Raw genomic sequence first — 23284 nt, 5'->3', positions numbered from 1 at the left:
CTCCTCCCGAATCCTCGACCACGGGCGGGAACCGGAGGCAGGGCTGCCGGCCACTCCGCCGTGGGCGGCCCTACGGTACAAGAGTCGACTCTTTTGACAAGACTCATTTCTCGGCTTGACGATTCGACTCCCGAGTGGCTTCATAGGGCGGCCCGGCCATCGTCGGATCGGGCGGAGGAGGGGATCGCGTGTCGATGACGCCGCCGGACCGAGAGGTCGACGTCCTGGTCGTCGGTGCCGGCCCGACGGGCCTGACCCTCGCCGCACTGCTCGCCGCGGACGGCACCCGGGTCCACGTCGTCGAGGCGGCTGCGGACACCGTGGACGAGCCCCGCGCGATCGCCTTGGCGGACGAGTCGCTGCGCACCGCCCACCGGCTCGGGCTCGTCGACGCCCTGCGACCGGATCTCGTGTGGGTGTCCGGTTCGCGCTACTACGGCGCGCGCGGTCAGCTGCTGGTCCGCACCCAGCCCGCCGCGATGCGTCAGGGCTTCCCGGTCAAGACGCTCTTCGACCAGCCCGGCTACGTCCGCGTCCACCGCCGGGCGGTCGAGGACGCCCCGGCGGCGTCGCTCGAGTTCGGCTGCGCCGCCATCGCCCTGGCCCAGGACGCGGACGGCGTGGACGTGACCCTCGAGAGCCCGTCGGGAGTCCGGACCCTGCGCGCCCGGTACGTCGTCGGGTGCGACGGCGGCAAGAGCCTGGTGCGCACGTCCCTCGGCGTCCGGATGACCGGGTCGAGCCAGAAGCACCCCTGGATCGTCCTCGACGTCGTCGACGACCCCCGCGACCACGGCGACACCGAGTTCCACTGCGATCCGCGCCGCCCGCACGTCGTCGTCCCCGGCAGCGGCGGTCGCTGCCGGTACGAGTTCATGCTCCTGCCGGGAGAGCGCGCCGAGGAGGTGCTGCAGCCGGATTTCGTCGCCGCCCTGTTGGCGCCCTTCCGCACGGTGCGGCCCGACCAGGTGCGGCGCGCGGCGGTGTACGTCGCCCACCAGCTCGTCGCCGAGCGCTGGCGGGTCGGGCGCCTCTTCCTCGCGGGCGACGCGGCGCACCTCATGCCGCCGTTCGCCGGTCAGGGCCTCAACACCGGCATCCGGGACGTCCGCAACCTGAGCTGGAAGCTCTCCGCCGTGCTGGCGGGTCGGGCCACGGACGGGCTGCTGGACAGCTACGAGACCGAACGACGGCCGCACGCGTCCGCGATGGTGCGGTTCTCGTACCGACTCGGCGCGCTCGTGATGACCAGTCGCCCCCGCAGAGCCGCGGCGCGAGACCTCGTGCTGCGCGCGCTGCGACTGGTCCCGCCGGTGCACCGCCACGTCACCGAGCTGCGGTTCGTGCCCCGCCCGGACGTGTCCCGGGGCGTCGCCGTGCCCGCGGTCGGGCCCGCCGAGGGCTCCTTCGTCGGCGCGCCCCTGCCGCAGGGCCCGGTCATCGACGAGGCGGGCGCCATCGGCCTGCTCGACGACGCCCTGGGCACCGGCTGGGCGCTGGTCGTCCTGACCGACACCCAGTCGGCCGCGATCCCCGACCCCGGGCACCGGCTCGCCGAGCGCGTCGGGGCCGGGATCGTGGTCGTGCTGCCGCGCGGGCGGATCCCGCGCAGGCGGCCCGGCGTCACCGTCGTGGCGGAGCAACACCCCGCCCTGCACCTCGACCCCACTCCCGGCGCGACGGCCCGGTACCTGCTCGTGCGCCCGGACCGCTACGTCGCCGCCGACTTCGCCGCCGCCGACGCCGCGGCGGTCGCCGACGCCCTCGCCCGCTACTACCCCGCGCCGACGAGCCGTGCGCTCGACGATCGGCCGGTGGTCGTGTGAGGGCTGTGGTGAAGACACTCCGGCAAGATCGTCCTTGCCGCGGAAGGAGCACCGACATGACCGTGACCAGCGGGCCGGACCGGGTCACCGCGGACGTCCGAGCCGGCATCGAGGAGCTCGTCGCCGAGCACGCCTGGATCCTCGACCACGGCGATCCCCGGGACCTCCCCCGGCTCTACACTGCCGACGGAGAGCTGCTCGGGCTCGGCGACCCCCTCGTCGGGCAGGCCGCACTGCAAGGCTGGGCCGACCGGCGAGCCACCCTCACCGAACGGACCTCGCGCCACGTGCACACCAACCTCCGGCTGCGCACCGGCGCGGACGGCACCGTCCGCGGCACCCTGATGACGCTGCTCTACCGCCACGACGGCGCGGGCACGGGCCCGAGCTGGCCCCTGCTCGTGCTCGACTACACCGACGTCTACGCCCGGGAGGGCGACCGGTGGCTGTTCGCGTCCCGCTCGATCGAGCGGGTGTTCACCGACCCGGACCGCGAGGCGGCCCGATGACCGCGGACCACGCCCCCGGGGCCGGGCCCCTGTCCGGGCGGCCGAAGGCCTACCGGTTCGACCAGATGCCGCTCGAGCTGCTCAAGCCCGGGCTGTCCCGCACGGGCATCCGCAGCGACGGCTCGCTGGTCACGGTGAACTGGTTCGAGCCCGGGTTCCGCAGCTCCGGGCAGCATTCGCACCCGTTCGACCAGCTCAGCTTCGTGCTCAGCGGGACGCTGGAGTTCTTCGTCGGGGAGGACGTCTACGTCCTCGAGGCGCCCGCGGTCCTGCACATCCCCGGCGACGTTCCGCACGGAGCCCAACCGGTCGGCGACGAGCGCGTCCTCAACATCGACGTCTTCGCGCCCGTCCGAGACGACTTCCGCGCGCTCACCGCCTACCAGGACGCCGAGCGCGCCGACCGGACACCGTCTCTGCAGCCCCGCCAGGAAAGGGAGTAGCACCGTGCGCCAGGACCTCCAACTGGGATACCTCGTGCTCGAGGTCTCCGACCTCGACACCTGGGCCGAGTTCGCGGCGACGACGCTGGGCATGGCGGTCGACGGCGCCCCCTCGGAGGGCGTGCTGCGGGTGCGGATGGACGAGCTCCAGCAACGCTTCCTCGTCCGACGCGGGCCCGCGGACGACGTCGTCGCCGTCGGCTTGACCGCGCTCAACAGCCACGCGCTGCAGGACGTCCTCGACCGGCTCGCGGCCGCGGGCGTGCCCGTGCAGGAGTGCGACGACGAGGAGGCCCGAGACCGCCGGGTCAAGCGGCTGCACCGCTTCACCGCGCCCGGCGGGGTCACCGTCGAGCTCGCGAGCGCGCCGTACCACTCCCGGGACCCCCTGGACGCACACCTGGTGCCCGGCGGGTTCCTCACCGGCGCACAGGGCCTGGGGCACGCGGTCTTCATGATCGACGACCTGCCGGAGGCGCTGGCGTTCTGGACGGAGGTCCTGCCCTTCCGCGTCTCCGACACCTCGGGCCAGGAGACCCCCCACGGCGTCTCCCACGCCGCCTTCCTGCACTGCAACCGGCGACACCACAGCATCGCGCTCGTGCAGCGCGGTGCCCGCTCCACCTACCCCAAGAAGCTGCTGCACTTCATGGTCCAGGCCAACTCGCTCGACGCCGTCGGCATGGCGTTCGACCGCGCGCTCGACGCAGGCCTGACGATCAACCGGAGCCTCGGCCGCCACCCCAACGACCGGATGTTCTCCTTCTACGCGACCACCCCGAGCGGCTTCGACTACGAGTTCGGCTGGGGCGCGGTCGAAGTCGGCGAGGACTGGGCCGAGGACCACTACGACCACATCAGCGCGTGGGGCCACCGCCCGCTGACCCGGCCGTCCCGATGATGCCCTCGCCGGTGTCCACGCCGCGCCCGCACACACGAGGTGCTTCCTGACGATGGCCCGTCGAGGAGATGCCGAGACCCTCGGCCTGGACGTCTACCAACGCCTGCGCCGAGCCGTGCTCGACGGGAAGCTGCCCCCCGGCCACCGCCTCAAGCCCGCAGAGCTGGGCCGGGAGTTCGACGTCAGCGTGGGGGTCATGCGCGAGGCGCTGACCCGGTTGGCCGAGCAACGCCTGGTCACCAGCTCGCACAACCAGGGCTTCCGGGTCACGTCCCTGTCCCGCCGGGAGCTCGCCGACCTCACCGAGCTGCGCGTGGTCAACGAGGGACTGGCCCTGCGCCTGGCGATCGAGCGCGGCGATCTGGCGTGGGAGTCCGACGTGCTCGCCGCCCTGCACCGTCTCACCCGCACCCCGCGCCGCGCACCCGACAACCCCGATCTGATGACCGACGACTGGTCCACGGCCCACCGGGCCTTCCACCGCACGCTCCTCGCGGGCGGCGGGTTCCCCCTGCTCACCGACTTCTGCGAGCAGCTCTCCGACACGATGGAGCTCTACCGGCGCTGGAGCGCACCGGCCTCGGGCGGCAAGCGGAACGTCGACGAGGAACACCGGCGCATCGCCGACGCAGCCCTCGCCCGGAACGTGCCGGAGGCACTCGAGGCGCTGCGCACGCACTACGAGACGACGACGGCCATCGTCCTGGCCAGCGGGTTGACCCCCGACCCGGGCGCCGCCGCGGAGACCGACACCCACGAACGCTGAGCACCGACGAGGACATCGATGACCACGCTGCCAGGACTGTCCGACGACGAGCTGGACCACCACGACCCCGCGTTCGTCGCCGACCCGTGGCCCACCTACCAGCACCTGCGCCGCGATCGGCCGGTCAGCCACAGCAGCCGCTACGGAGGCTTCTGGCTGCTCACCCGCTACGACGACGTGGTCGCCGCCGCCGCCGACTGGTCGAGGTTCACCTCCGCCATCCCCGGCACCCTGCTCATCCCGTCGGGCATGCAGCGGTCGTTCCCGTTCCTCCCGCTCGAGTACGACCCGCCCGACCACACCGTCTACCGGCAGCTCGTCGCCCCCGTGTTCTCCCCACGCCGCGTCAACGCCCTGACCGGCGAGATCCGCAGCCTGGCCGAGAGGCTGCTCGACCCCCTGCTGGCCGCCGGCGGCGGAGATCTCGCCACCGCCTTCGCCGCGCCGCTGACCAGCGGCGCGCTGGCCCTGTTCATCGGCCTCCCGGACGAGGACAAGTCGCTGTGGGTCGACCTGGTGCGCCGCTCGTTCGAAGGCAGCGTGCGCGACCACGAGGACGCCGCCCGCGCGGGCGCCGAGTTCCGCGACTACATCGACGGGCTGATCGCCGCCCGACGGGAGAACCGTTCCGACGACCTCATCAGCCTCCTGCTGGACAGCGAGGTCGAGGGCCGCACCCTCACCGAGGACCAGATCCGCGGCTTCACCATGCTGGTGCTCGTCGCCGGACACGAAACCACGGCCGCCGCCCTCTCCTACGCCCTCTGGCACCTCGCCCGGCACCCCGCCGACCTCGACCGCCTCCGGGAGGATCGCGCGGTGATCCCGTCGGCCGTGGAGGAGTTCCTGCGGCTCTCCTCCCCCGTCAGCATCTTCGCGCGCAACGCGGCCTCGGACACGGAGTTCCAGGGGTGCCCGATGTCCGCAGGCGAGGTCGTCGGCCTGTCCTTCTCCTCGGCGAACCGGGACGAGACCCACTTCGACGCCCCGGAGACCTGCAGGCTCGACCGCCGCCCCAACCGGCACCTGGCCTTCGGCTCCGGCATCCACTTCTGCCTCGGCGCCCAGATGGCGCGTCGAGAGCTGTCGGTCGCCCTCGAGGTCGTGGTGGACAGCGGCACGTCACTCACCCTGGACGGCGAGGTGTGCCGGAAGGGGCGCGGGGACGCCCTGGCCCTGGCCACCCTGCCGATCCGCTTCCGGTGAGTCGTCTGCCGGGCGGCCGACCCGCCGCCATCACGAGCCCCACCGGATGGCGATGTCACCTGACGTCGGCACCGGGGTGACAGTCCTGGTCGGCTCCAGCGGCGGAGGTGCTCGTCGTGCTGTGCCGTTGTGAGGGAGTGGCCCGATCTTGACGGTTGTTGTCCTCCCAGCCACTAGAGTTCGCGGACGACGATCGTCGATGCTGGGTCGTTGGACGCGCGAGAGCGTGCGTCGGCTCGGGTCGGGTCGCGGGCAAGCGTGCGGGAAGGAGCGTGCTCTCCATGTCGACGAGCGCCCCGGTCGATGGGTTCACCCTGAGCTTCGACCGTCTGGGATCGGTTGGTCGGCCGCCCGTGGTCCTGCTTCATGGCTGGCCTGGGGACCGGACGGACATGGCGGCCGTCGCCGAGAGGCTCGGGGACGAGTTCGACGTCGTCGTGCCGGACCTGCGCGGTTTCGGCGCCTCGGACAAGCACCTCCGCGACCCCGGCGACTACTACAGCATGGTGGCCCAGGCCCGCAGTGTCACCGGACTGATCGAAGAGCTGGGCCTCTCCCCAGTCGTGCTGGGCGGTTACGACATCGGCAGCAGGGTCGGTCAGCAGCTCGCGAAGGACAGGCCCGACCTGCTCAGCGCCATGGTCATCACGCCACCGGCTCCAGGCGTCGGGTCACGGATTCTCGGCGAAGGTCCGATTCGCGAGTTCTGGTATCAGTCATTCCATCATCTCGACCTGGCCGAGAAGCTCCTCGACGGGAAACCGGACGCTGTGCGGGACTACCTGGAGTACTTCTGGACCCACTGGTCCGGCCCCGACTTCACCCTGGACGCCGCCCGGCTCGAGCACCTGACGTCGGTGTATGGCGCCGCCGGCGCGTTCGTTGCGTCGATCGGGTACTACCGGGCGGCCGGAAACGTCGTGGCGCGCTACCTGGGCGAGACGGTCCCCGACGAGAAGATCATGGTCCCCACGACGTTCCTCTGGCCCGAGCACGACCCCCTGTTCCTGGGCGCCTGGTCCGACCGTGTCGGAGAGTTCTTCGCGCAGGTCACCGTCCAGCCCGTGGCGGGGGTCGGCCACTTCGTCCCGGTCGAGGCGCCCGACACGTTCGCCGGCGCGATCGTGCACGCAAGCAGGTGAGCCCCCGAGGGGCAGGTGGTCGGAGCCGCCGGAGACCGCGAAACACGGCAGGGTCCCGGCGCAGGTACCGCCGATCCGTCGCCGTGATCCTGAGACAGCCGTCCGCCCCGGCGCCGCGGCATGGCGACGGGGCGGACGAGGGGCGGACGAGGGCGCATCACCGAACGGCTCGACCGCACCACCCAGGACCTGATGGCCGGAGCCGACACCGTCAACGGCTTCATGACGCTGCTCGACGACCCCCAAGAGCTCTACCGCCAGGCCCCTGACAACGTCCGTTGCCGGCTCGACAGCGCCTTCGTCGAACGCTTCCACCTCGAAGACCAAGGCGTCGTCGGCGACGAACCCACGACCTGACGGGTCCCCCGTGACACCGCCAGCCGTGATCGCCGAGAGTCTCCGGTGCTGGTCAGCGCGGCTTTCACTGGTCAACCGTGGTCAGCCCGCCAACCCGTGATCGGGCGTAAGCGTGCCTCAAACCGTTCCCCAGCGGGCACCCTGCACGTCCGTCAGCGCTTCCTGGTCAACGCTACAGCGATGATGATGATGACCCCTTGGATGATGATCTGTTGGCTCACGTCCAGCCCGGCCAGGATGAGGCCGTTGTTGATCAGACCGACGAAGAGCGCCCCGACGACGGACCCGAGGACCCGACCTGTTCCGCCGAAGAGGCTGGTGCCACCGAGGACCACGGCGGCGATGACCGAGAGTTCGTCCCCGGTCCCCCATTGGAAGCGGCCGGACTGGAGCCGGCCCGCGTAGAGCATGCCCGCGATCGCGGCCACGACCGAGGAGATGACGAGGACGGCGAACGTGATCCGCTGGACCCGGACCCCGCTGAAGGTCGCGGCGACGGGATTGCCGCCGGTCGCGAGGATCTGTCTCCCGAAGGCCGTCTTGTTCATGACGACGACGCCGATCGCCACGACGACGACCGCCCACAGCAGCAAGGACGGGATGGGGCCGAAGTCCCCGGAGCCGAAGATCATGGTGAAGGTGCGGTCCAGGATGGGGATGGGCTGGAAGCCGGAGATCCACTGGGCCACACCGCCCGCGATGCCGAGCATCGCGAGGGTGACCAGGAAGGACGGGATGCGGGCGTAGGCGACCAGCCCGCCGTTGATCACGCCGACCAGCAGTCCGACCCCGACCCCGGCGAGGACGCCGACGAGGAGGTTTCCGGTGGCGGACAGGGTCATCGCGGTGACCACGCTGGAGAGGCCGGCCACCGACCCGACGGACAGGTCGATCTGCGCGGCGGCGATCACCAGCGTGCCCGCCACCGCCATCACGGCGATGACGGCCGTCTGTCGCACGATGTTGAGCAGATTGGAGCCGGTGAGGAAGCCGTCGGCGCCCAGGGTCACGGCGAAGAGGAGGAACACCACCACGAACCCGATGTAGATGGCGTGGTCGCGCCAGTCGAGTCGAGGGGTGCGCCGCGGCTGCGGGGCGTCGGTCGGAGCCGCCGTCTCGTGCTGCAGGGTCATGGTCAGCCTCCTTGGATGGCGAGCTGGAGCGACTCCTCGTCGGGGATGTCGCTGCGTGCCAGGTCGGCGGTGACACACCCGGACCGCAGGACCAGGACCCGGTCCGCGACGGCCAGCAGCTCCTCGAGCTCCGAGGAGATCAGCACGACGCCGGTTCCCGCGTCGGCCAGCTCCCTGACCAGGTGCATGATGTCGGTCTTCGTCGCGATGTCGACGCCCGCGGTCGGCTCGTCGAGGATCAGGACCCGGGGGATCAGCCCGGTCTCCCGCAACGCCAGCCACTTCGCGAGGGCCACCTTCTGCTGGTTGCCGCCCGAGAGCCGACTGACGGGGATTCGACCGGTCGCGCCGCGGATCTGCAGCCGCGCGACCAGGTCGTCGCAGAGCGCCCGTCCCCGCTCGTCGTCGACGAGCGGGCCGCTGCCGAGCCTGCGCAGGCTCGGCAGCAGCATGTTCTGGCCGATGGTGTGCTCCAGGACGAGACCCTGCTGCGCCCGGGACTCGGGCAGGAGCATCACCCCGGCCGCGATCGCGTCCCCGGGCGCCCCCGGACGGTAGGAGCGGCCGTCGAGCAACATGGTGCCGCGGTCAGGTCGATCGACCCCGAACAGGCAGTGCGCGAGCTCGGTCCGCCCGCTCCCGATCAAGCCGGCAAGGCCGAGGATCTCGCCGCGGGCGAGGTCGAACGACACGTCCTGCACTCGCGACCCTGCCCGCAGGTCGCGGACGGAGAGCACGGTGGGGGTGTCCGCCGGGACCGGCACCCGGGTGGGCGCCTCGGCGAGCTGCAGGATCTCCCGGCCGACGATGGCCTCGGCGACCCGTTCCGGTGACACCGCCGCCACGTCGTCGCACAGCACGCGGCGCCCGTCCCGGATCACGCTCATCCGGTCCGCGACGCGGGTGATCTCGGCCATCCGGTGGCTGATGTAGATCACCGCGATGTCCTGTGCCGCAAGCCTCTCCACCAGGGCGAACAGGCGCTCGACCTCGCTGTAGGGCAGGCTGGCGGTGGGCTCGTCGAGGACCAGGATGCGCGCTCGATGGCTCAGTGCCTTCGCGATCTCGACGAGTTGGCGGTAACCCACCGGGAGGTCCCCGACAACAGCTCGGGGATCCAGCTCCACCCCCATCCGGTCGAGCACCTCGGCGGACTCCCGGCGCATCCGGCGGTCGTCGAGCAGCCCGCGGGTCCGGTGCTCCCGGCCGAGGTGCATGTTCTGGGCGACGGTCAGCGACGGCACCAGGCTGAGCTCCTGGAAAACCATGCCGACGCCACAGGCGGTGGCGTCCGTAGGCGACCGGAGGTCGACGGCCACGCCGTCGACCTCGACGGCGCCCGCATCCGGGCGGTGCACCCCGCGAAGGATCTTCATCAGGGTCGACTTGCCCGCGCCGTTGCCACCGAGCAGGGCGTGCACCTCGCCGCGGTGGACCTCGAGGTCCACCCCTTTGAGCACCTCGATGTCACCGAAGGACTTGCGGATGCCGGACATCCGCACCGCGGCCGTCACCCGGACTCCAGCGCCGTCTGGAGATCAGCGGGCGCAGGCGTCTCGTAGACGGCCTGCCAGCTGTCGAGCAGGTTCGCCCGGTCCACCGGCAGGGCGGGCAGAGCGACGAAGGCCGGCGCGTGCTTGCCCAGCAGTCCGTAGGCGGCGAGCCGGGCTTCGACCACACCTTGCTGGTGGGGCTGCGCGGCGGCGATCCCCTTCACGTAGGCGTTCTGCGCCATGTCGATCGCCACGTTGTCGCCCAGGTCGACCGTCGTCACCGCGAGCGGGCGCCCCGTCGAGCGGGCGGCGTCGATGGCGCCCTCGCAGGGCGCGTCGAACCAGCACCACACCCCGCCGAGGTCGGGGTGCTTGGTCAGCCACGCGTTGACACTCGAGCTGCCCTCGCCCTTCCAGTCCGGGCCGAGCAGCCCCTTGTCCTCGACGACGCTGATCCCGGGGTAGTCCTTCGCGAGGGTGTCGGTGAAGCCCTGGGCACGCAGCACGTTGGTCGGGGCCTGTGCGGCGTGCCGGATCACGCCGACGGAGCCGTTGCCGCACAGTGCCTTCGCCATCTGGTGAGCGTCGATCACCCCGGCGCCGTAGTTGTCCGTGGCCACCACCGACACGTAATCGCCTCCCGGGGTGAACCCGCTGGCGGGGTTCTCCATGAAGACGAGCTTGACGCCCGCGTCCGCGGCCTTACGGAACGCCGGAGCGAGGGCAGTGGCGTCCAGGGACGGGATCGACAGCATCACGGTCGGACGCGCGGCCAGCGCGGTCTCGACGTCGGAGAACTGCTTCGCCGGATCGGCCTGCGCGTCGGTCTTGGCCACCACCCGGATCCCGAGCCGGTCGAGCTCGGAGGTGATGCCCGCGACCTGGGCGTTGCTCCAGCTGTCGCCGGAGAAGTGCATGACGATGGCGGCCGTGGCGGCCATCCCCCGCACTCGAGCGACCTCGTCCTCGGTCAGGGTGATGCTCGTGTGGTCCGGCGAGGTCTCGCCGTTCGGACCCTTGGCGAGCACCCCGCCCGCGCTGTAGGCGGTGATCGCCTGGTCGTAGGGCGCCGTGTCGCATGCGGGACCCGCGGCCGCGGGCCCGCCGCCTTGCGAGCAGGCGGTCAGGCCCGCGGCGAGCACCGCGCTCAGGAGAGCGGGGAGGGCTCGGCGGAGGGACCGGTTCATGGCATACCTCGTTCATCGTCGAAGGGAGGTGCCCGGTGTGATCCGCCGGGCGGCGGTGTTCAGGCGGGGAGGGTGACGGCCTTGAGTTGGGTCAGGGCGAAGAGGCCCTCGGGTCCGCCCTCGCGGCCGAACCCGGACTGCTTCATGCCGCCGAACGGGGCGGCGAGACACGGGAACGTGGCGTTGATGACGAACACGCCGGAGCGCACCCGACGTGCCACGTCGAGCCCGGCCTCGTGGTCGGTGGTGAAGATCGACCCGGATAGGCCGTACCGGGAGTCGTTGGCCAGTGCGACGGCGTCGTCCAGGCTGTCGAACGGGATGACGCAGAACACGGGGCCGAAGATCTCGTTCTGCGCCACCTCCATGTCGTTGGTGACGTCGGTCAGCAGGGTCGGCTCCAGGAACCAGCCCTCCTGGTCGACGGGTCGGTTCCCGCCGTGGGCGAGGGTGGCGCCAGCGGCGACCGCACGTTGGACGTAGCCCTCGGCCCGCTCGAGGAAACGTTCGGCGGCGAGCGGCCCCCAGGTCGTGTCGGGGTCGGCAGGGTCACCGGTCCGCAGCCCGCGAAGGCCTGCCACGAGCCCGGCCACGACCTCGTCGTGGATCTCCCGGGCCACCAGCAGTCGGGTCATCGCCACACAGATCTGACCGCTGTAGAGGGCCATCGAGTCGACGAGCGCGGGCACGACGACGTCCAGGTCCGCGTCCGCCGCCACGATCGCTGCGGACTTGCCTCCGAGCTCCAGGACGACGTTCGCGACGCGGTCGGCGCAGGAGTGCATCACGGCGGTGCCGACCTCGGTGCCGCCGGTGAAGTGCACCGCGGCGACGTCGGGGTGGCCGACGAGGTACTGGCTGACGTCGGCGTCGCCCGCCAGGATGCTCAGCACCCCGGGCGGGAAGTCGGCCTCGGCCGCGGCGTCGGCGAAGACGTAGCCGAGCAGTCGGTTCTCCGGCGGCAGCTTGATGATCATCGTGTTTCCCGCGAGCAGAGCGGGGATGATGGCCAGGGCGAACTGCATGTGCGGGCCGTTGAAGGCCACGATCCCGACGGTCGGGCCGATGCCCTCGTGTCGGACCTCGACCGCACCCATCCAGGTGTCACGGGTCTCGACCCACGGAGCGGTCAGGGCGTCGTCGAGCGCCTTGTTCCACAGCTCGGAGGCTGACGAGGTGAGGTCCTGGCCGTTGCGTAGCGGCATTCCGGCCTCGAGGGCCCAGAGCCGGTTGATGTCGTCGATCCGTTTGTCGAGACCGGCACCGAACCGGGCGACCGCTCGGTGCCGCTCGGTGATCGGGAGCGCGTTCCAGGCGTCGAACGCGGCGGCGGCGCCGGCGACGGCGGCCTCCGCGTCGGCGATCGTCGGCCGGGGCAGGGTGCGGATCACCCGGGTGGTGAACGGGGAGCGCACGTCGGCACGCTCGTCGGACCGCGGGGCCGTCCAGCGGCTCCCGACGAACAGCTCGTCGGCGTGGGGGACGTCCATGATGGGTGTGCCTTCCTGGTGTGCGGTGTCAGCGCTGGGCGAAGCCGGCGTCGATCGGCAGGCAGACACCGGTGACGTATCGGCCCTCGTCGGAGGAGAGCCAGACGATCGCGTTGGAGATGTCGACCGGTTCGACGTGTTCGATCGGCAGGGCGTTGGCCATGTTGGCCGCCCAGCTCGGGTTGGCCTCGATGAAGCCACGGATGTGGTCGTTGTTGATGAACGGTGTGTTCACCCCGGTCGGGTGCAGGGTGTTGACCCGGATCATGTGCGGGGCCAACTCGTTGGCCAGGGTCCGCATCAGCCCGACGACGGCGTGCTTCGCAGCGCTGTAGTGCCCGAGGTTGACCATGCCCTTGGTGCCTGCACTGGAACTGGTGATCACGATCGATCCCCCGTTGCCGGCTGCGATCATCGCGGGGGCGGCGGCCCGCACCGTGGTGAACACCCCGGTGAGGTTGACCCCGATCATCTCAGTCCACTGCGCGTCGGTGATCGACCAGGTGTTCTCGACGAAACCGGTGATCGCGGCATTGGCACACACCACGTCCAGCCGGCCGAACTCGGCCACGGCCTCGGCGACGAGCTCCCCCACGGCGGCGCCGTCTCGCACGTCCGCCTCCCGGACGAGGATCCGCCGGTCCAACTGCTCGACGAGTCGAACGGTCTCCTTGAGCTCCTCGGGAGTCCCCATCGGGTACTCGACGGTGTCGAGGGTGCGACACACGTCGAATGCCACGATGTTCGCGCCCTCCTCGGCGAGCCGGACGGCATGCGAGCGGCCCTGGCCCCGGGCGGCGCCGGAGACGAGGGCGACCTTGCCCTCGAGACGTCCTGTCATGACGGGGTCCTTTCGGGGACGGGGTGCAGGGGCACGGCGAGGTCACGGCGATGGGTCTCGTGCGCGAGCAGGGCCGCGACCGTGGTGAGCACGGCGGAGGCGAGCACGTAGACCGCGACGGCGGTGCCGGTGCCGAAGGCCGCCAGGAGCGCGGTGGCGATGAACGGGGCGATGGAGCCGCCGACCAGGGTCGGCAGCTGGGCACTGAGCGACATGCCGGAGTAGCGCACGTCGGTGTCAAACTGCTCGGCGAAGAACGCCGCCTGCGGCCCGTAGAGGGCCGAGTGGAAGACCAGCCCCACCACCATCGCCGTCGCGATGAGTGCCGGGCTGCCGGTGTCCAGCAGCGGGAAGAAGGCGAAGGCCCAGGCGCCGGTGCCGACGGCGCCGAGCACCAGCACCGGTCTGCGGCCGACGCGGTCGGACACCGCACCGAATGCCGGCGTCGCGACCAGCTGCACCAGGTTGGCCACGACCAGGGCACCGAGCACGACCGCGGAGCTGCCGCCGGTGTGCTCCACGACGTAGACGATCACGAATGCCGTGACGACGTAGTAGGCGATGTTCTCGGTCAGTCGCACCGCGCAACAGGTCAGGACCTGGCGGGGGAAGCGACGTAGCGCCTCGACCGCAGGTGCTTTCGTCGGCCGAGCCTCGTGGAACAGCGGCGCGTCGGAGACTCTGCGTCGCACCCAGAACCCGACGATGAGCAGGACAGCGGACAGCAGGAACGGTATGCGCCAGCCCCAGGAGAGGAACTGCGCCTCGTCCAGGACCGCCGCGAGCACGGCCAGGATCGCAGTGGCCAGCAGGTTCCCCAGCGGGATACCGGCTTCGGCGACACCGGTCCAGAAGCCACGGCGGCGCCCGTCGACACGTTCGGCGACCAGCAGCATCGCCCCGCCCCACTCACCGCCCAGGGCGAAACCCTGGATCAGCCGAAGCGTGCAGAGCAGGACCGCGGCCCAGACGCCGAGGACGGTGTAGGTGGGGAGCAGGCCGATCGCGAACGTCGCGACGCCCATCAGCACGAGGCTCACGATCAGCAACGGTTTGCGCCCGATCCGGTCACCGAAGTGCCCGAACACGATGCCGCCGAGCGGTCGGGCGAAGAAGCCGAGGGCGTAGCTCAGGAAGGCCAGCATGGTGCCGACGAGCGGGTCGTCACTGGGGAAGAAGAGTTTGTTGAAAACCAGTGCCGCGGCGGACCCGTAGAGCAGGAAGTCGTAGGCCTCCAGCGTCATGCCCGCGGCGCTCGCGGTGACGATGCGGCCCAGCCCGCGACCGGCGGGCGCCGGGGCGCTGATGGCTCTACCTTCCTTTCGCACGGTGGTTCCCGGCAGGGAGCGCTTTCGGCGCTTGTCCCTTGAGGACTGGCATGAGACGGCGCCCCTGCCGGGCCCCGGCGAAGGTCTGATGTCCAGGAGGGTGTGGTCCCGCGAGGACTGGTTCATCAGCACGACGCAGCGCCTTCCCGGTCCGCCGAGCACAGCGAGCAGAATGTGATCGGCGGAAGGAGAGAAGCGGGTGCTGGGAATCGGCATCGACTGGGCTGAGGAGTTTCATGACGTCGCCCTCGGCACGGTGGAGAAAGGCGTGGTCGAGCAGTTCCGGATCGCGCACGGACCGGACGGTGTCGCTGCTCTGGTCGAGCGTGCGTTGCGCCTGGAGCCCGACCCGGCCGAGGTCCGGGTGGTCATCGAGACCCGCCACGGGCTGCTCGTCGAAGCCCTGCTCGACGCCGGGTTCACCGTGTTGCCGGTCAACCCGGACCTGGTGGCCCGCCGCCGCGGCCCGGCGCGGAAGAAGGACGACGCCGAGGACGCGAGGATCTGCTGTCTGCTGGCGCTCGACCGCCACGCCGTGCTCAAGACGCTGGTCCCGCACGGGCCGATCGCAGGCGAGCTGCGCGCAATCGGCCGCGACGACGAACGCGCCGCCCGTGACCAACGCCGCCTGCTCAACCGGCTCCGAGCCGACCTGCAGACCACCTACCCCGCCGCGCTGATCATTGCCGGGAAGGACCTCGGTGCTCCGACGGTGCTGCGACTGCTGGAGCGCTGGCCGACCCAGGACGAGCTCGCCGCTGCGACCCGCGACGAGCTCGAGGCGTTCGCCCGCGCCGGCCGGCACGGTTGGCCCGGCCGCTTCGCCGACCGGGTCACCGCCGCTCTGACCGTGCCGTCGCTGCCCACGCGGGACTACCTCGTGCGCGCCAAGGCCGCCGGGATCCGGCTGGCCGCGGTCCAGCTCCTCGCCCTGCACGAGGCCCGCCGCGGCTGGGAACAGCGCATGGGTGAGCTGCTCCTGGGAGGGCGGCGAACCCGGCGTGATCACACCGTGGAGGAGCCCGACCCGGGGAAGGCCTTCCCGGGCGGGGACATCTACCTGAGCTTCCCCGGCCTGGGAGACAGACTCGCAGCTCGGGTCGCCGGTGAGATCGGTGAGCACCTCGGGCAGTTCGACTCTCCGAACGGTCTGCAGTGCTATGCCGGTCGAGCCCCGGTCACCCGACGCTCGGGAAAAAGCGACTTCGTCGTCGCGAGACGCCTGGCGCACAACAGATACCTCGGTGACGCCGTGCACCAATGGGCGTTCTGCAGCCTTACTCGAAGCGGCTGGGCGCGGGAGTTCTACGACGGGAAGATCGCTGCCGGAAAGAGTCACCACAACGCGCTGCGGGCCCTGGGGAACCGCTGGCTGGAGATCCTCTGGCACTGCCTGACCCGAGGTGTCCTCTACGACGAGGCCGTCCACGTCGCCAACCGCAACCGAGCCCTCGGCCGAGCCGCCTGACCCGAAGGTTGACAGAGGGTGTCTCATGCGAGGTCCACGGGGAGGCCGGTGTCGGCGGACCGCAGCGCCGCCTCCAGTACCGCCGAGACGGACCGGACCTCACGAGCTGAGGCGAGTGGCTCGCGTTTGTCCAGGACGGCCTCGGCGAACTCCCGGAACTGGGCCCGGAAGGCGCTGTCACCCTCGATGTAAGGGGTGACCGGTTCCTCCAGCAGGCACGTACCGTCCTGGTGGAGCGTGCGGTCGTCGGTGAGCCGCAAGGTCGCGTCGGGGCCGGTGATCCAGCGGTCGTTGACCGGTACTCGCGCGTTGACCGAGAGGTAGCCGGTACCGAGGCTGCCGTCGGCGTAGTCGATCACGAGCACAGCCTCGTCCTCGCCTTCCCAGTGGTCGCGCAGTCGTCGGGTGCGGGCGTAGACGCGCACGGGTTGGGCACCGATCAGCCAGGTCATCGTGTCCACGACGTGCGGCCCGTTCAGCCCGATCGCCAGACCGCCGGTGTCCGCGGCCGAACGCCACCAACTCGCCGCCGCCCCTTCGGCGAACACCCCCAGGTGGTGCACCACGGTCACGGGGCCGCCGAGCCCGGTCATCCGTTGCTTGGCGAGCTGCGCGCCACGGAAGAAACGCCGGCACTGCGCGACCATCAGGGTCCGGTCATGGCGGTCCGCGGCGTCGATCATGAGGTCGGCGTCGGCCGCCGTCGTGGCGAGAGGCTTCTCGACGAGCACGTGCTTGCCCGCGGCGAGGAGCTCGGTGGCGAGCGGCGCGTGCAGGTGGTTCGGCACGGTGAGGACCACGGCATCGATGTCCTGGGCCTCGGTGATCGCCCGGACGTCGTCTTCGGTCCGCTCGGCGCCGAACCGGGCGGCGAGGGCCTGCGTGCGGTCGTGCTCCGCCGGCAGCCCGGAGACGGCAACGAGTCGGGCGACGTCCGAGGCGGCGTTGATCGCGTCCAGGTGGGCGACGGCGATGCGGCCGGGTCCGACCACGGCCACGCGCAGCGCGGTCATGACCGGGCCTTCTCGACGGCGTGGGTCATCGGTTTCTCCTCGAGTAGCTGGAGGACCCGGCTCGCAGCCAGGTCGGCGAAGGCGGGATCGTTCAGGTGCAGGTCGTGGTCCTCGACGCACACGCTCGAGCCGCCCAACCGGGCCCGCACCGCGTCGACGAGCGCGATGCGGGCCACGGGGTCCTCGAAGGCGGCGCCGGGCGCGTCGAGAGCCGAGACTCCACGCAACGGGATGAGGAGGACGGTCGGCCCGGTGGCACTCGCAAGCGCGGCACCGAGTGCGGCGCCGATCCGCTCGGCCTCCTCGGGCGAGACCCGCATCAGGGTGTTCTGCGGGTTGTGCCGGTACAGGAGGCGGCCGGCGTACTGGGCCGGAACAGTCTCCGGCGAGCCGAAGTTGACCATGTCGGTGGCACCCAAGGACACGACCTGCGGCACGTCGACCGAGGTCAGCCGGTCCGGGCCCGCCGAGAGGATGCCGCCTGCGATCTCGTCAGCCCACTCCGTCGTCGTGAGGTCGAGCACGGCGTCGACGCGACCCTCCGCGACGAGCCGGGCCATCGTCCGGCCTCCGGCGCCGGTGGCGTGGAAGACCAGGACCTCGCAGCCCGCCCGTTCGAGCTGCTCCAGGGCCCGAGTCACGCACGGGGTGGTGACGCCGAACATCGACGCCGCGACGACGGGGCGATCCTCGGCGACCGGGGTGGGTCTCGCCAGGCCGTCGACCATGCCGGACAACGCGTCCGCTGCCAGGGCGTAGGTCCGGGCGCTGATCCGGTTGACGCCCGCGACATCGACGACGGACGGAACCAACACGATGTCGCTGGTGCCGAGGTAGCCGGCGGTGTCTCCCGCCGCGACCGTGGTCAGCACGACCTTCGGCACGCCGAAGGGCAGCTCGCGCAGGGCCGCGCAGCCGATCGTGGTGCCCGCGCCGCCCCCGATCGCCATGAAGCCGTCGACCCGGCCGGACAGGTCGAGGACCACAGCGGTGGCACCGGCGGCCATCATCGCCACAGCGTGGCCGCGGTCGGCCCGCGCGCGCAGGGTGACGATGTCGGTGCCCGCGGCGCGCGCCACCGCGTCGCGGGTGACGTCCGGGACGACGCCCGGTTCGCCGAGCACCCCGACGTCGACCAGCAACACCCGATGCCCCGCGGCGTGCAGGCGGTCCCGCAGGTAGGCGGCGTCGGCCGCCTTGGTGTCCAGGGCGGTGAGCAGTGCGACAGTGGACATGAGCTCACACCTCCAGCTTCAGACGGTCAGAATGCCGCCGTTGACGTCCACCGTGGCGCCGGTGACGAACCGCGACAGGTCGGAGAGCAGGAACAGCACCGCCCCCACCACGTCCTGCTCGTGCACGTTGCGCCCCAGCGGCGTCTGCTTGGCGAGCTCGACGAGGTCCTGTTCCCGGTGCAGCTCGGTGAGCAGGTCGTTCATCCGGTCCCCGACGATCCCGCCGGGGCACAGCGAGTTCGCCCGGATCCCGGTCGGGCCGAACTCCTTCGCGACGTGCCGGATCAGCCCCAGCACCCCTGCTTTGGCCGCGGAGTAGTGACAGCCCAGGAACGGGCTCGAGGTGCGGCCGGCCAGCGACGAGATCGCCACGATCGCGCCGCCGCCTGCGCGTTGCAGCTGGGGCACGACGGCCTGCACCGTCAGGAACGCGCCTTTGAGGTTGGAGTCGAGGATGAGGTCCCACTCGTCGGCGTCGACCTCCAGGGTCGGGCGCTGCGCGCGGTAGGCCCCCGCGCAGTAGACGAGCCCGGTGAGGGCGCCGAACTGCTCAGCCACCTGTGCTGCCGTGTCCTGCATGTCCGACCGCACGGTGCAGTCGCCCGACAGACCCAGGAAGCGGTCGCCGTACTCCGAGAAGTCCTTCTCGACCTCCGCGACACGTCCGGGGTCGAGGTCCACGACCGCGACCCGCGCGCCGAGACGCAGCAGGTTCGATGCGACCAGCCTGCCGGTGCCGCGGGCGCCACCCGCGACGAGCGTGACCGACCCGGCGAGGTCCTCCCCCACCGCGGCCCAGTCGAAGGTGTCCGACAGGTCCGTCATGCGACTCCTCCGACCGGGATGTTCTTGAACTCCGCAGTGGTGTCGGTCAGCGCGACCTCCACCGGCAGCCGCTCCATACTGGAGGCTCCGACGAACCCGACGGCGTTCGTCCGCGCGATGACGTAGGCCGCGTCCTCCGGTTCGGCGATCGGGCCGCCGTGGCAGAGCACGACGACCTCCGGGTTCTCCCGCAGCGCCGCGTCGCCGATCGCCTGTACCCGACCGACGGAGTCCTCGAGGCTGAAGGCGCCGTCGGTGTCCATGCCGTTGCTGCCACCGACCGTCAGGCCCATGTGTGCGATCACCGCGTCGGCCCCGACCGCGGCCATCGCCTTGGCCTCCTCCGGCGTGAACACGTAGACGATCGTGAAGAGGCCCAGCTCGTGGGCCGTCTGGATCATCTCGACCTCGCGTTCGAAGCCCATCCCGGACGCCTCGAGCTCCTGGCGGATCCGCCCGTCGAACAGCCCGACGGTCGGGAAGTTGTTGACCCCGGAGAACCCGGCGTCCCGGAGCGCGGTGAGCAGGGTGTCCATCCGGCGGGTGGGGTCGGTTCCGTTGACGCCCGCGATGACGGGGGTGTCCCGCACGACGGGAAGCACCTCGCGCTCGCCCATCTCCATGACGATCTGGTTCGCATCCCCCAGAGCCAGCAGGCCGCACATCGAGCTGTGCCCGGCCATCCGGAAACGGCCGGAGTTGTAGATGATGATCAGGTCGGCGCCGCCGCGCTCGATGAACTTGGCCGAGATGCCCGTCCCCGCACCGGCGCCGACGATCGCCCGGCCCGCTGCCACCTGGCCACGCAGCCGGTCGACCACCGCCGCCCTGTCGAATCCTGTCATCGCCCTCTTCCGTTCCGCCGGGAGTGACCGGCACCACGCTCTTTATGTCGATGAGCAACGTAAAGACGGCGACGATCGCTGTCAATAGGCTGTACGGCGATATCGAGTCGACGTATAGTGCGTGTGTGAACCGATCCGTGACGAGCGCCGGGCGCCTCACGCTCGCGGCGCCGCCCCGTGTCGCTCGCACGGGCGAAGTCCTCGACCTGGTGCGGCGCGGCGTGGCCACCACCACGACCGAGCTGGCCACGACGATGGGGGTCGCCCGGTCCACGGTCACCGAACGCCTCGACTTGCTGATGCGACACGATCTGGTGGTCGCCGACGGGGAGACCTCGTCCGGGCGCGGGCGCCCGGCGAGCAGGCTGGCGTTCAACGGAGGAGCCGGGGTCACTCTCGCCGCCCAGGTCGGCATGAGCGGCACCCTCACCGCCGTGACCGATCTCGCCGGCGAGGTGTTGTGGATCGACCAGGTCCATCTCGACGTGGCCGAGGGCCCGGACGCCGTCAGCGCCATGCTCGCCGACCGGTTCACCACGGGCCTGGACGCCGTCGGCGGCCGACGCCGAGTGCACGGAGTCGGCATCGGACTCCCGGGCGACATCGAGATCGCCGCCCGCAACGGGGGCGGCGGAGTGCCGTGGGACGGCGATGCGATCACGGCACGCCTGGCCGGGCGGTTCGACTGTCCGGTGTTCACCGACAGAGACGTCAACTATCTCGCCGTCGGCGAGCACCGCACGTCCTGGCCCCAGTCGACGACATTGCTCTGCCTCAAGGTCGGCACTGTGGTGGCCGCAGGTCTGGTGATCAACGGCGAGGTCGTGCGCGGTGCGGGTGGCCTCTTCGGCGAGATCGGGCACTCGAAGATCGCAGGCGCCACCGGTCCCTGCGCGTGTGGGAGCCGCGGCTGCCTCAACACGGTCGCAGGCGGCGCAGTCCTGGCCTCCGCGCTACGAGCGAAAGGCCACGACGCCCACACCGCCCGAGACGTCACCGCGCTCGCCAGCCGTGGCGTGGTGGACGCCCTCGAAGCCGTGCGGGACGCGGGCGTCCAGATCGGCGAGGTCGTCGCATCCGCGATCAATCTCCTGAACCCGGACGTCGTCACAGTGTGGGGCTACCTCGTCGACGCGGGCGAGCAGTTCCTCGCTGGAATGCACGAGGCGATCTACAAGAACGCCCTCCCCACCTCCGCACGGGCCCTGACGCTCGAACAGTCCCGCCTCGGCGACGATGCCGGCATCCGTGGCGCCGCCCTCACCGTGATCGAGCACGCGCTGAGCCCGGAGCGGATCGACGCCTACTTCGGCGAACTGACCGGGGCATGACACTGCGGATCTGCGCGCAGCCACTGACCCCGACATCAGTCTCTTTTGATCTTCCAGCAACGTGAACCGTCCAGAGAACCCTTCCTGAGCTGCCGCAATACTGAAGTCCGTGGGGCAGGTCGGGCTCGAACCGACGGCCTGACGGGTCCCCCGTGGCACCGCCCGCCATGATCGCGGAGAGTCTACCCTGCTGGTCAGAGCTGCTTTTGCTGATCAGCCGTGGTCAACCCGCGGACCGGCGATCGGACGTAAGTGTGCCCCAAAACGTGCCCCGCCGGGCCGACAGACGGCTGCTTCTCCACCGTCGAGCGGCGGACCGTGCCGAACGATATCGGGACGTCCACGATCGCGGTCGCGAGCGGCGGGCAGCCTGGCACCGGCGCCGTCCTGCTGCGCGCCCCTCAGACGTACGTCGCGAAGGCGTTGGCAAGGCTGCGGACCGCTCGATACTGCAGGTGCTTGACGGTGGCGGGTCGGCGGTCGAGCCGTGCGGCGGTCTCGTCGACGGTGAGGCCGTCGTAGAACCGCAGCACGAGGCAGGCCCGCTGGTCGGGGGTGAGCCGAGCGAGGAAGATCCTCAGGACGGCGGTCTCCTCGCTGCCGAGACAGATCTCCTCCGGCGAGCGGCCGGGGTCGGGCCGCTCGATCTCCTGGTCGTGGAGAACCTTCCGGCGCGAGCGGGCCGAGGAGTAGAAGGTGCGGACGAGGTTGCGGGCGATGGTGTGCAGCCAGCCCCCGACTTCGCCTCGTGCCGGGTCGAACGCGTGGAACGACCGCAGCGCCCGCAGGAACGTCTCGCTGGTCAGGTCCTCGGCGGTGGCATGGTCGGACACTTGCCGCGAGATATACCGGAACACCGCGTCGCGATGGCGGCGGTAGAGCACCTCGACGGCGTGCTGGTCACTGTGCCGTTGCCGGGCAGGCGCCGGTGGCGGTTGTTCGTCGACCATGTCGATGGTGGCATCGGCTTTCCGCTCGGGGCCGGAGGGAGGGTTGAGGCGTCAGGACCGTCGGAGGTGACGGAGTGCGCGGTGCGCCGCGTGGGCGCCGCCCATCCCGTGGGCGCCGGGACCGGGCGGGGTGGCGGCCGAGCACAGGAAATGTCTGGGGAGACCCGTGTCGTAGGGCTGAAGGGTGGTGCGGGGTCCGAAGACGAGTTGGCGCAGGTCCTTGGCGCCGGTGAGGATGTTGCCGTCGACGAAATTCGGGTTGTCGGCCGCGAACCGGGCGGGCGATGTGCTGGTGGTGGCGACGATGCGGTCCCGGAACCCGGGCGCGAACCGCTCGATCTGGGCGGTGATGGCCTCGGTGGCGTCACCGGTCCAGCCGCGGGGGACGTGGGCGTAGGCCCAGAGCGGGTGGATGTCGCCCGCGGAGCGGCTGGGGTCGGCGAGGTACTGCTGCCCGACGAGCACAAAGGGGCGCTGCGGCATGCGCCCGGCGTGAACCTCGCGCTCGATCGAGGCGACCTCGGCCGCGTTGCCCGCGACGTGGACGGTGCCGGCCCGGCGCGCCTCGGGGGCGGTCCAGGGCACGCCGCCCTCGACGGCGAAGTCGACCTTGAACGCGGCCGGGCCGAACCGGAACCTGCGGTTGGGCCCGCACCACCTGTGAGGTGACCTCGTCGAGCCAGGCCGTGCTGCGGCGCAGCAGGCGGGCCAGCACCTCGACCCGCACCTCACCCGGGACCTGCTCACCGGACTGGAAGACGAGATCGGTGAAGCGGGCGTGCCCCACTCGGTAGGCCCGGATGAGCGCCGACAACGGCACCCCGTTGCGGGCCAGCGCCCGGGCGTAGGCCAGCGCGGAGTCGGGCGCGTCGACCGAACCGGCGTCCACGTCCCGGATCAGCGAGTTCACCCCGCCCACGACGTTCTCCGACACGCTCGCCTCGAGCAGCCGCACGATCGCGGCGTCGTGGTCGAGCTCGGGGATCCGCGTGCGC

General features: G+C 71.2%; 22 protein-coding genes. 10 read left to right on the top strand and 12 right to left on the bottom strand.

Translation table 11 applies throughout. The annotated features are described in order from the left end of the window. The first annotated feature begins 194 nt into the window (after positions 1-194). The 8 genes from L3X23_RS04015 (at position 195) to L3X23_RS03980 (ending at position 7150) form a co-directional block, all read left to right on the top strand. Positions 195-1826: a bifunctional 3-(3-hydroxy-phenyl)propionate/3-hydroxycinnamic acid hydroxylase gene (locus L3X23_RS04015; RefSeq protein ID WP_237190745.1), complete on the top strand. Its 1632-nt coding sequence runs from the start codon at positions 195-197 to the stop codon at positions 1824-1826. A gap of 56 nt (positions 1827-1882) precedes the next feature. Beyond that, positions 1883-2335, top strand: coding sequence for a nuclear transport factor 2 family protein (locus tag L3X23_RS04010; RefSeq protein ID WP_237190744.1), 453 nt, complete (start codon positions 1883-1885; stop codon positions 2333-2335). Further along, positions 2332-2778, top strand: a complete 447-nt coding sequence (locus L3X23_RS04005) for a cupin domain-containing protein (protein WP_237190743.1) — start codon at positions 2332-2334, stop codon at positions 2776-2778. The genes L3X23_RS04010 and L3X23_RS04005 overlap by 4 nt, the downstream gene beginning before the upstream one ends. 4 nt (positions 2779-2782) lie before the next feature. Further along, positions 2783-3679: a VOC family protein gene (locus L3X23_RS04000; protein WP_237190742.1), complete on the top strand. Its 897-nt coding sequence runs from the start codon at positions 2783-2785 to the stop codon at positions 3677-3679. Between the two features lie 52 nt (positions 3680-3731). Further along, positions 3732-4445, top strand: a complete 714-nt coding sequence (locus L3X23_RS03995) for a GntR family transcriptional regulator (RefSeq protein WP_237190741.1) — start codon at positions 3732-3734, stop codon at positions 4443-4445. A gap of 18 nt (positions 4446-4463) precedes the next feature. Further along, entirely contained in the window at positions 4464-5651 is a 1188-nt protein-coding gene (locus tag L3X23_RS03990) for a cytochrome P450 (RefSeq protein WP_237190740.1), read from the top strand. 281 nt (positions 5652-5932) lie between these two features. After that, on the top strand, positions 5933-6793 hold the full coding sequence (locus tag L3X23_RS03985; protein WP_237190739.1) for an alpha/beta fold hydrolase: 861 nt from the start codon (positions 5933-5935) through the stop codon (positions 6791-6793). A 120-nt stretch (positions 6794-6913) separates the two neighbouring features. Beyond that, a complete protein-coding gene (locus tag L3X23_RS03980; protein ID WP_237190738.1) occupies positions 6914-7150 on the top strand; it encodes a hypothetical protein in 237 nt (78 codons plus the stop codon). A 152-nt stretch (positions 7151-7302) separates the two neighbouring features. Here the strand turns inward: L3X23_RS03980 and L3X23_RS03975 are convergent, their stop codons facing one another. From L3X23_RS03975 to L3X23_RS03950, 6 genes are read right to left on the bottom strand one after another with little or no spacing between them, the layout of a single operon-like run. Beyond that, a complete protein-coding gene (locus L3X23_RS03975; protein ID WP_237190737.1) occupies positions 7303-8283 on the bottom strand; it encodes an ABC transporter permease in 981 nt (326 codons plus the stop codon). A 2-nt stretch (positions 8284-8285) separates the two neighbouring features. Then, positions 8286-9797 carry a sugar ABC transporter ATP-binding protein gene (locus L3X23_RS03970; protein ID WP_237190736.1) on the bottom strand — a complete coding sequence of 504 codons (1512 nt, stop codon included), beginning with the start codon at positions 9795-9797 and terminating at the stop codon, positions 8286-8288. Further along, a complete protein-coding gene (locus tag L3X23_RS03965; protein WP_237190735.1) occupies positions 9794-10963 on the bottom strand; it encodes a substrate-binding domain-containing protein in 1170 nt (389 codons plus the stop codon). Before L3X23_RS03965 ends, L3X23_RS03970 begins: the two co-directional genes overlap by 4 nt. A gap of 59 nt (positions 10964-11022) precedes the next feature. Then, positions 11023-12453 carry an aldehyde dehydrogenase family protein gene (locus L3X23_RS03960; protein WP_237190734.1) on the bottom strand — a complete coding sequence of 477 codons (1431 nt, stop codon included), beginning with the start codon at positions 12451-12453 and terminating at the stop codon, positions 11023-11025. A 28-nt stretch (positions 12454-12481) separates the two neighbouring features. Beyond that, positions 12482-13294: a mycofactocin-coupled SDR family oxidoreductase gene (locus L3X23_RS03955; RefSeq protein ID WP_237190733.1), complete on the bottom strand. Its 813-nt coding sequence runs from the start codon at positions 13292-13294 to the stop codon at positions 12482-12484. Next, positions 13291-14622: an MFS transporter gene (locus tag L3X23_RS03950; RefSeq protein WP_237190732.1), complete on the bottom strand. Its 1332-nt coding sequence runs from the start codon at positions 14620-14622 to the stop codon at positions 13291-13293. The genes L3X23_RS03955 and L3X23_RS03950 overlap by 4 nt, the downstream gene beginning before the upstream one ends. A gap of 199 nt (positions 14623-14821) precedes the next feature. On the opposite strand from L3X23_RS03950, the gene L3X23_RS03945 reads away from it, so the two are divergent. Beyond that, positions 14822-16090 (top strand): transposase, encoded by a 1269-nt coding sequence (locus L3X23_RS03945; RefSeq protein WP_237190731.1) that lies wholly within the window; start codon positions 14822-14824, stop codon positions 16088-16090. 23 nt (positions 16091-16113) lie between these two features. On the opposite strand, the gene L3X23_RS03940 is transcribed toward L3X23_RS03945, so the two are convergent. From L3X23_RS03940 to L3X23_RS03925, 4 genes are read right to left on the bottom strand one after another with little or no spacing between them, the layout of a single operon-like run. Next, positions 16114-17103, bottom strand: coding sequence for a Gfo/Idh/MocA family protein (locus tag L3X23_RS03940; protein WP_237190730.1), 990 nt, complete (start codon positions 17101-17103; stop codon positions 16114-16116). Then, on the bottom strand, positions 17100-18338 hold the full coding sequence (locus tag L3X23_RS03935) for a Tm-1-like ATP-binding domain-containing protein (RefSeq protein WP_237190729.1): 1239 nt from the start codon (positions 18336-18338) through the stop codon (positions 17100-17102). Before L3X23_RS03935 ends, L3X23_RS03940 begins: the two co-directional genes overlap by 4 nt. A gap of 18 nt (positions 18339-18356) precedes the next feature. Next, the gene (locus L3X23_RS03930; RefSeq protein WP_237190728.1) at positions 18357-19163 is read right to left on the bottom strand and encodes an SDR family NAD(P)-dependent oxidoreductase; all 807 of its coding nucleotides are present in this window, start codon (positions 19161-19163) and stop codon (positions 18357-18359) included. Further along, complete coding sequence (locus L3X23_RS03925) at positions 19160-20008, bottom strand: phosphoenolpyruvate hydrolase family protein (RefSeq protein ID WP_237190727.1); 849 nt, start codon at positions 20006-20008, stop codon at positions 19160-19162. Before L3X23_RS03925 ends, L3X23_RS03930 begins: the two co-directional genes overlap by 4 nt. Before the next feature lie 23 nt (positions 20009-20031). Here L3X23_RS03925 and L3X23_RS03920 point away from each other — a divergent pair, with 23 nt between their 5' ends. Next, a complete protein-coding gene (locus tag L3X23_RS03920) occupies positions 20032-21339 on the top strand; it encodes an ROK family protein (RefSeq protein ID WP_237190726.1) in 1308 nt (435 codons plus the stop codon). A 401-nt stretch (positions 21340-21740) separates the two neighbouring features. Here L3X23_RS03920 and L3X23_RS03915 read toward each other — a convergent pair whose 3' ends face one another. Both L3X23_RS03915 and L3X23_RS03910 read right to left on the bottom strand, forming a co-directional pair. After that, positions 21741-22289, bottom strand: a complete 549-nt coding sequence (locus tag L3X23_RS03915; protein ID WP_237190725.1) for an RNA polymerase sigma factor — start codon at positions 22287-22289, stop codon at positions 21741-21743. 51 nt (positions 22290-22340) lie between these two features. Continuing rightward, a complete protein-coding gene (locus L3X23_RS03910) occupies positions 22341-22874 on the bottom strand; it encodes a hypothetical protein (protein ID WP_308116865.1) in 534 nt (177 codons plus the stop codon). Positions 22875-23284: the final 410 nt, after the last annotated feature.

Origin of the sequence: Pseudonocardia sp. WMMC193 (assembly GCF_021728735.1) — a bacterium.
Classification (GTDB): domain Bacteria; phylum Actinomycetota; class Actinomycetes; order Mycobacteriales; family Pseudonocardiaceae; genus Pseudonocardia; species Pseudonocardia oroxyli.
This window is presented reverse-complemented; position numbering and strand designations above follow the sequence as displayed.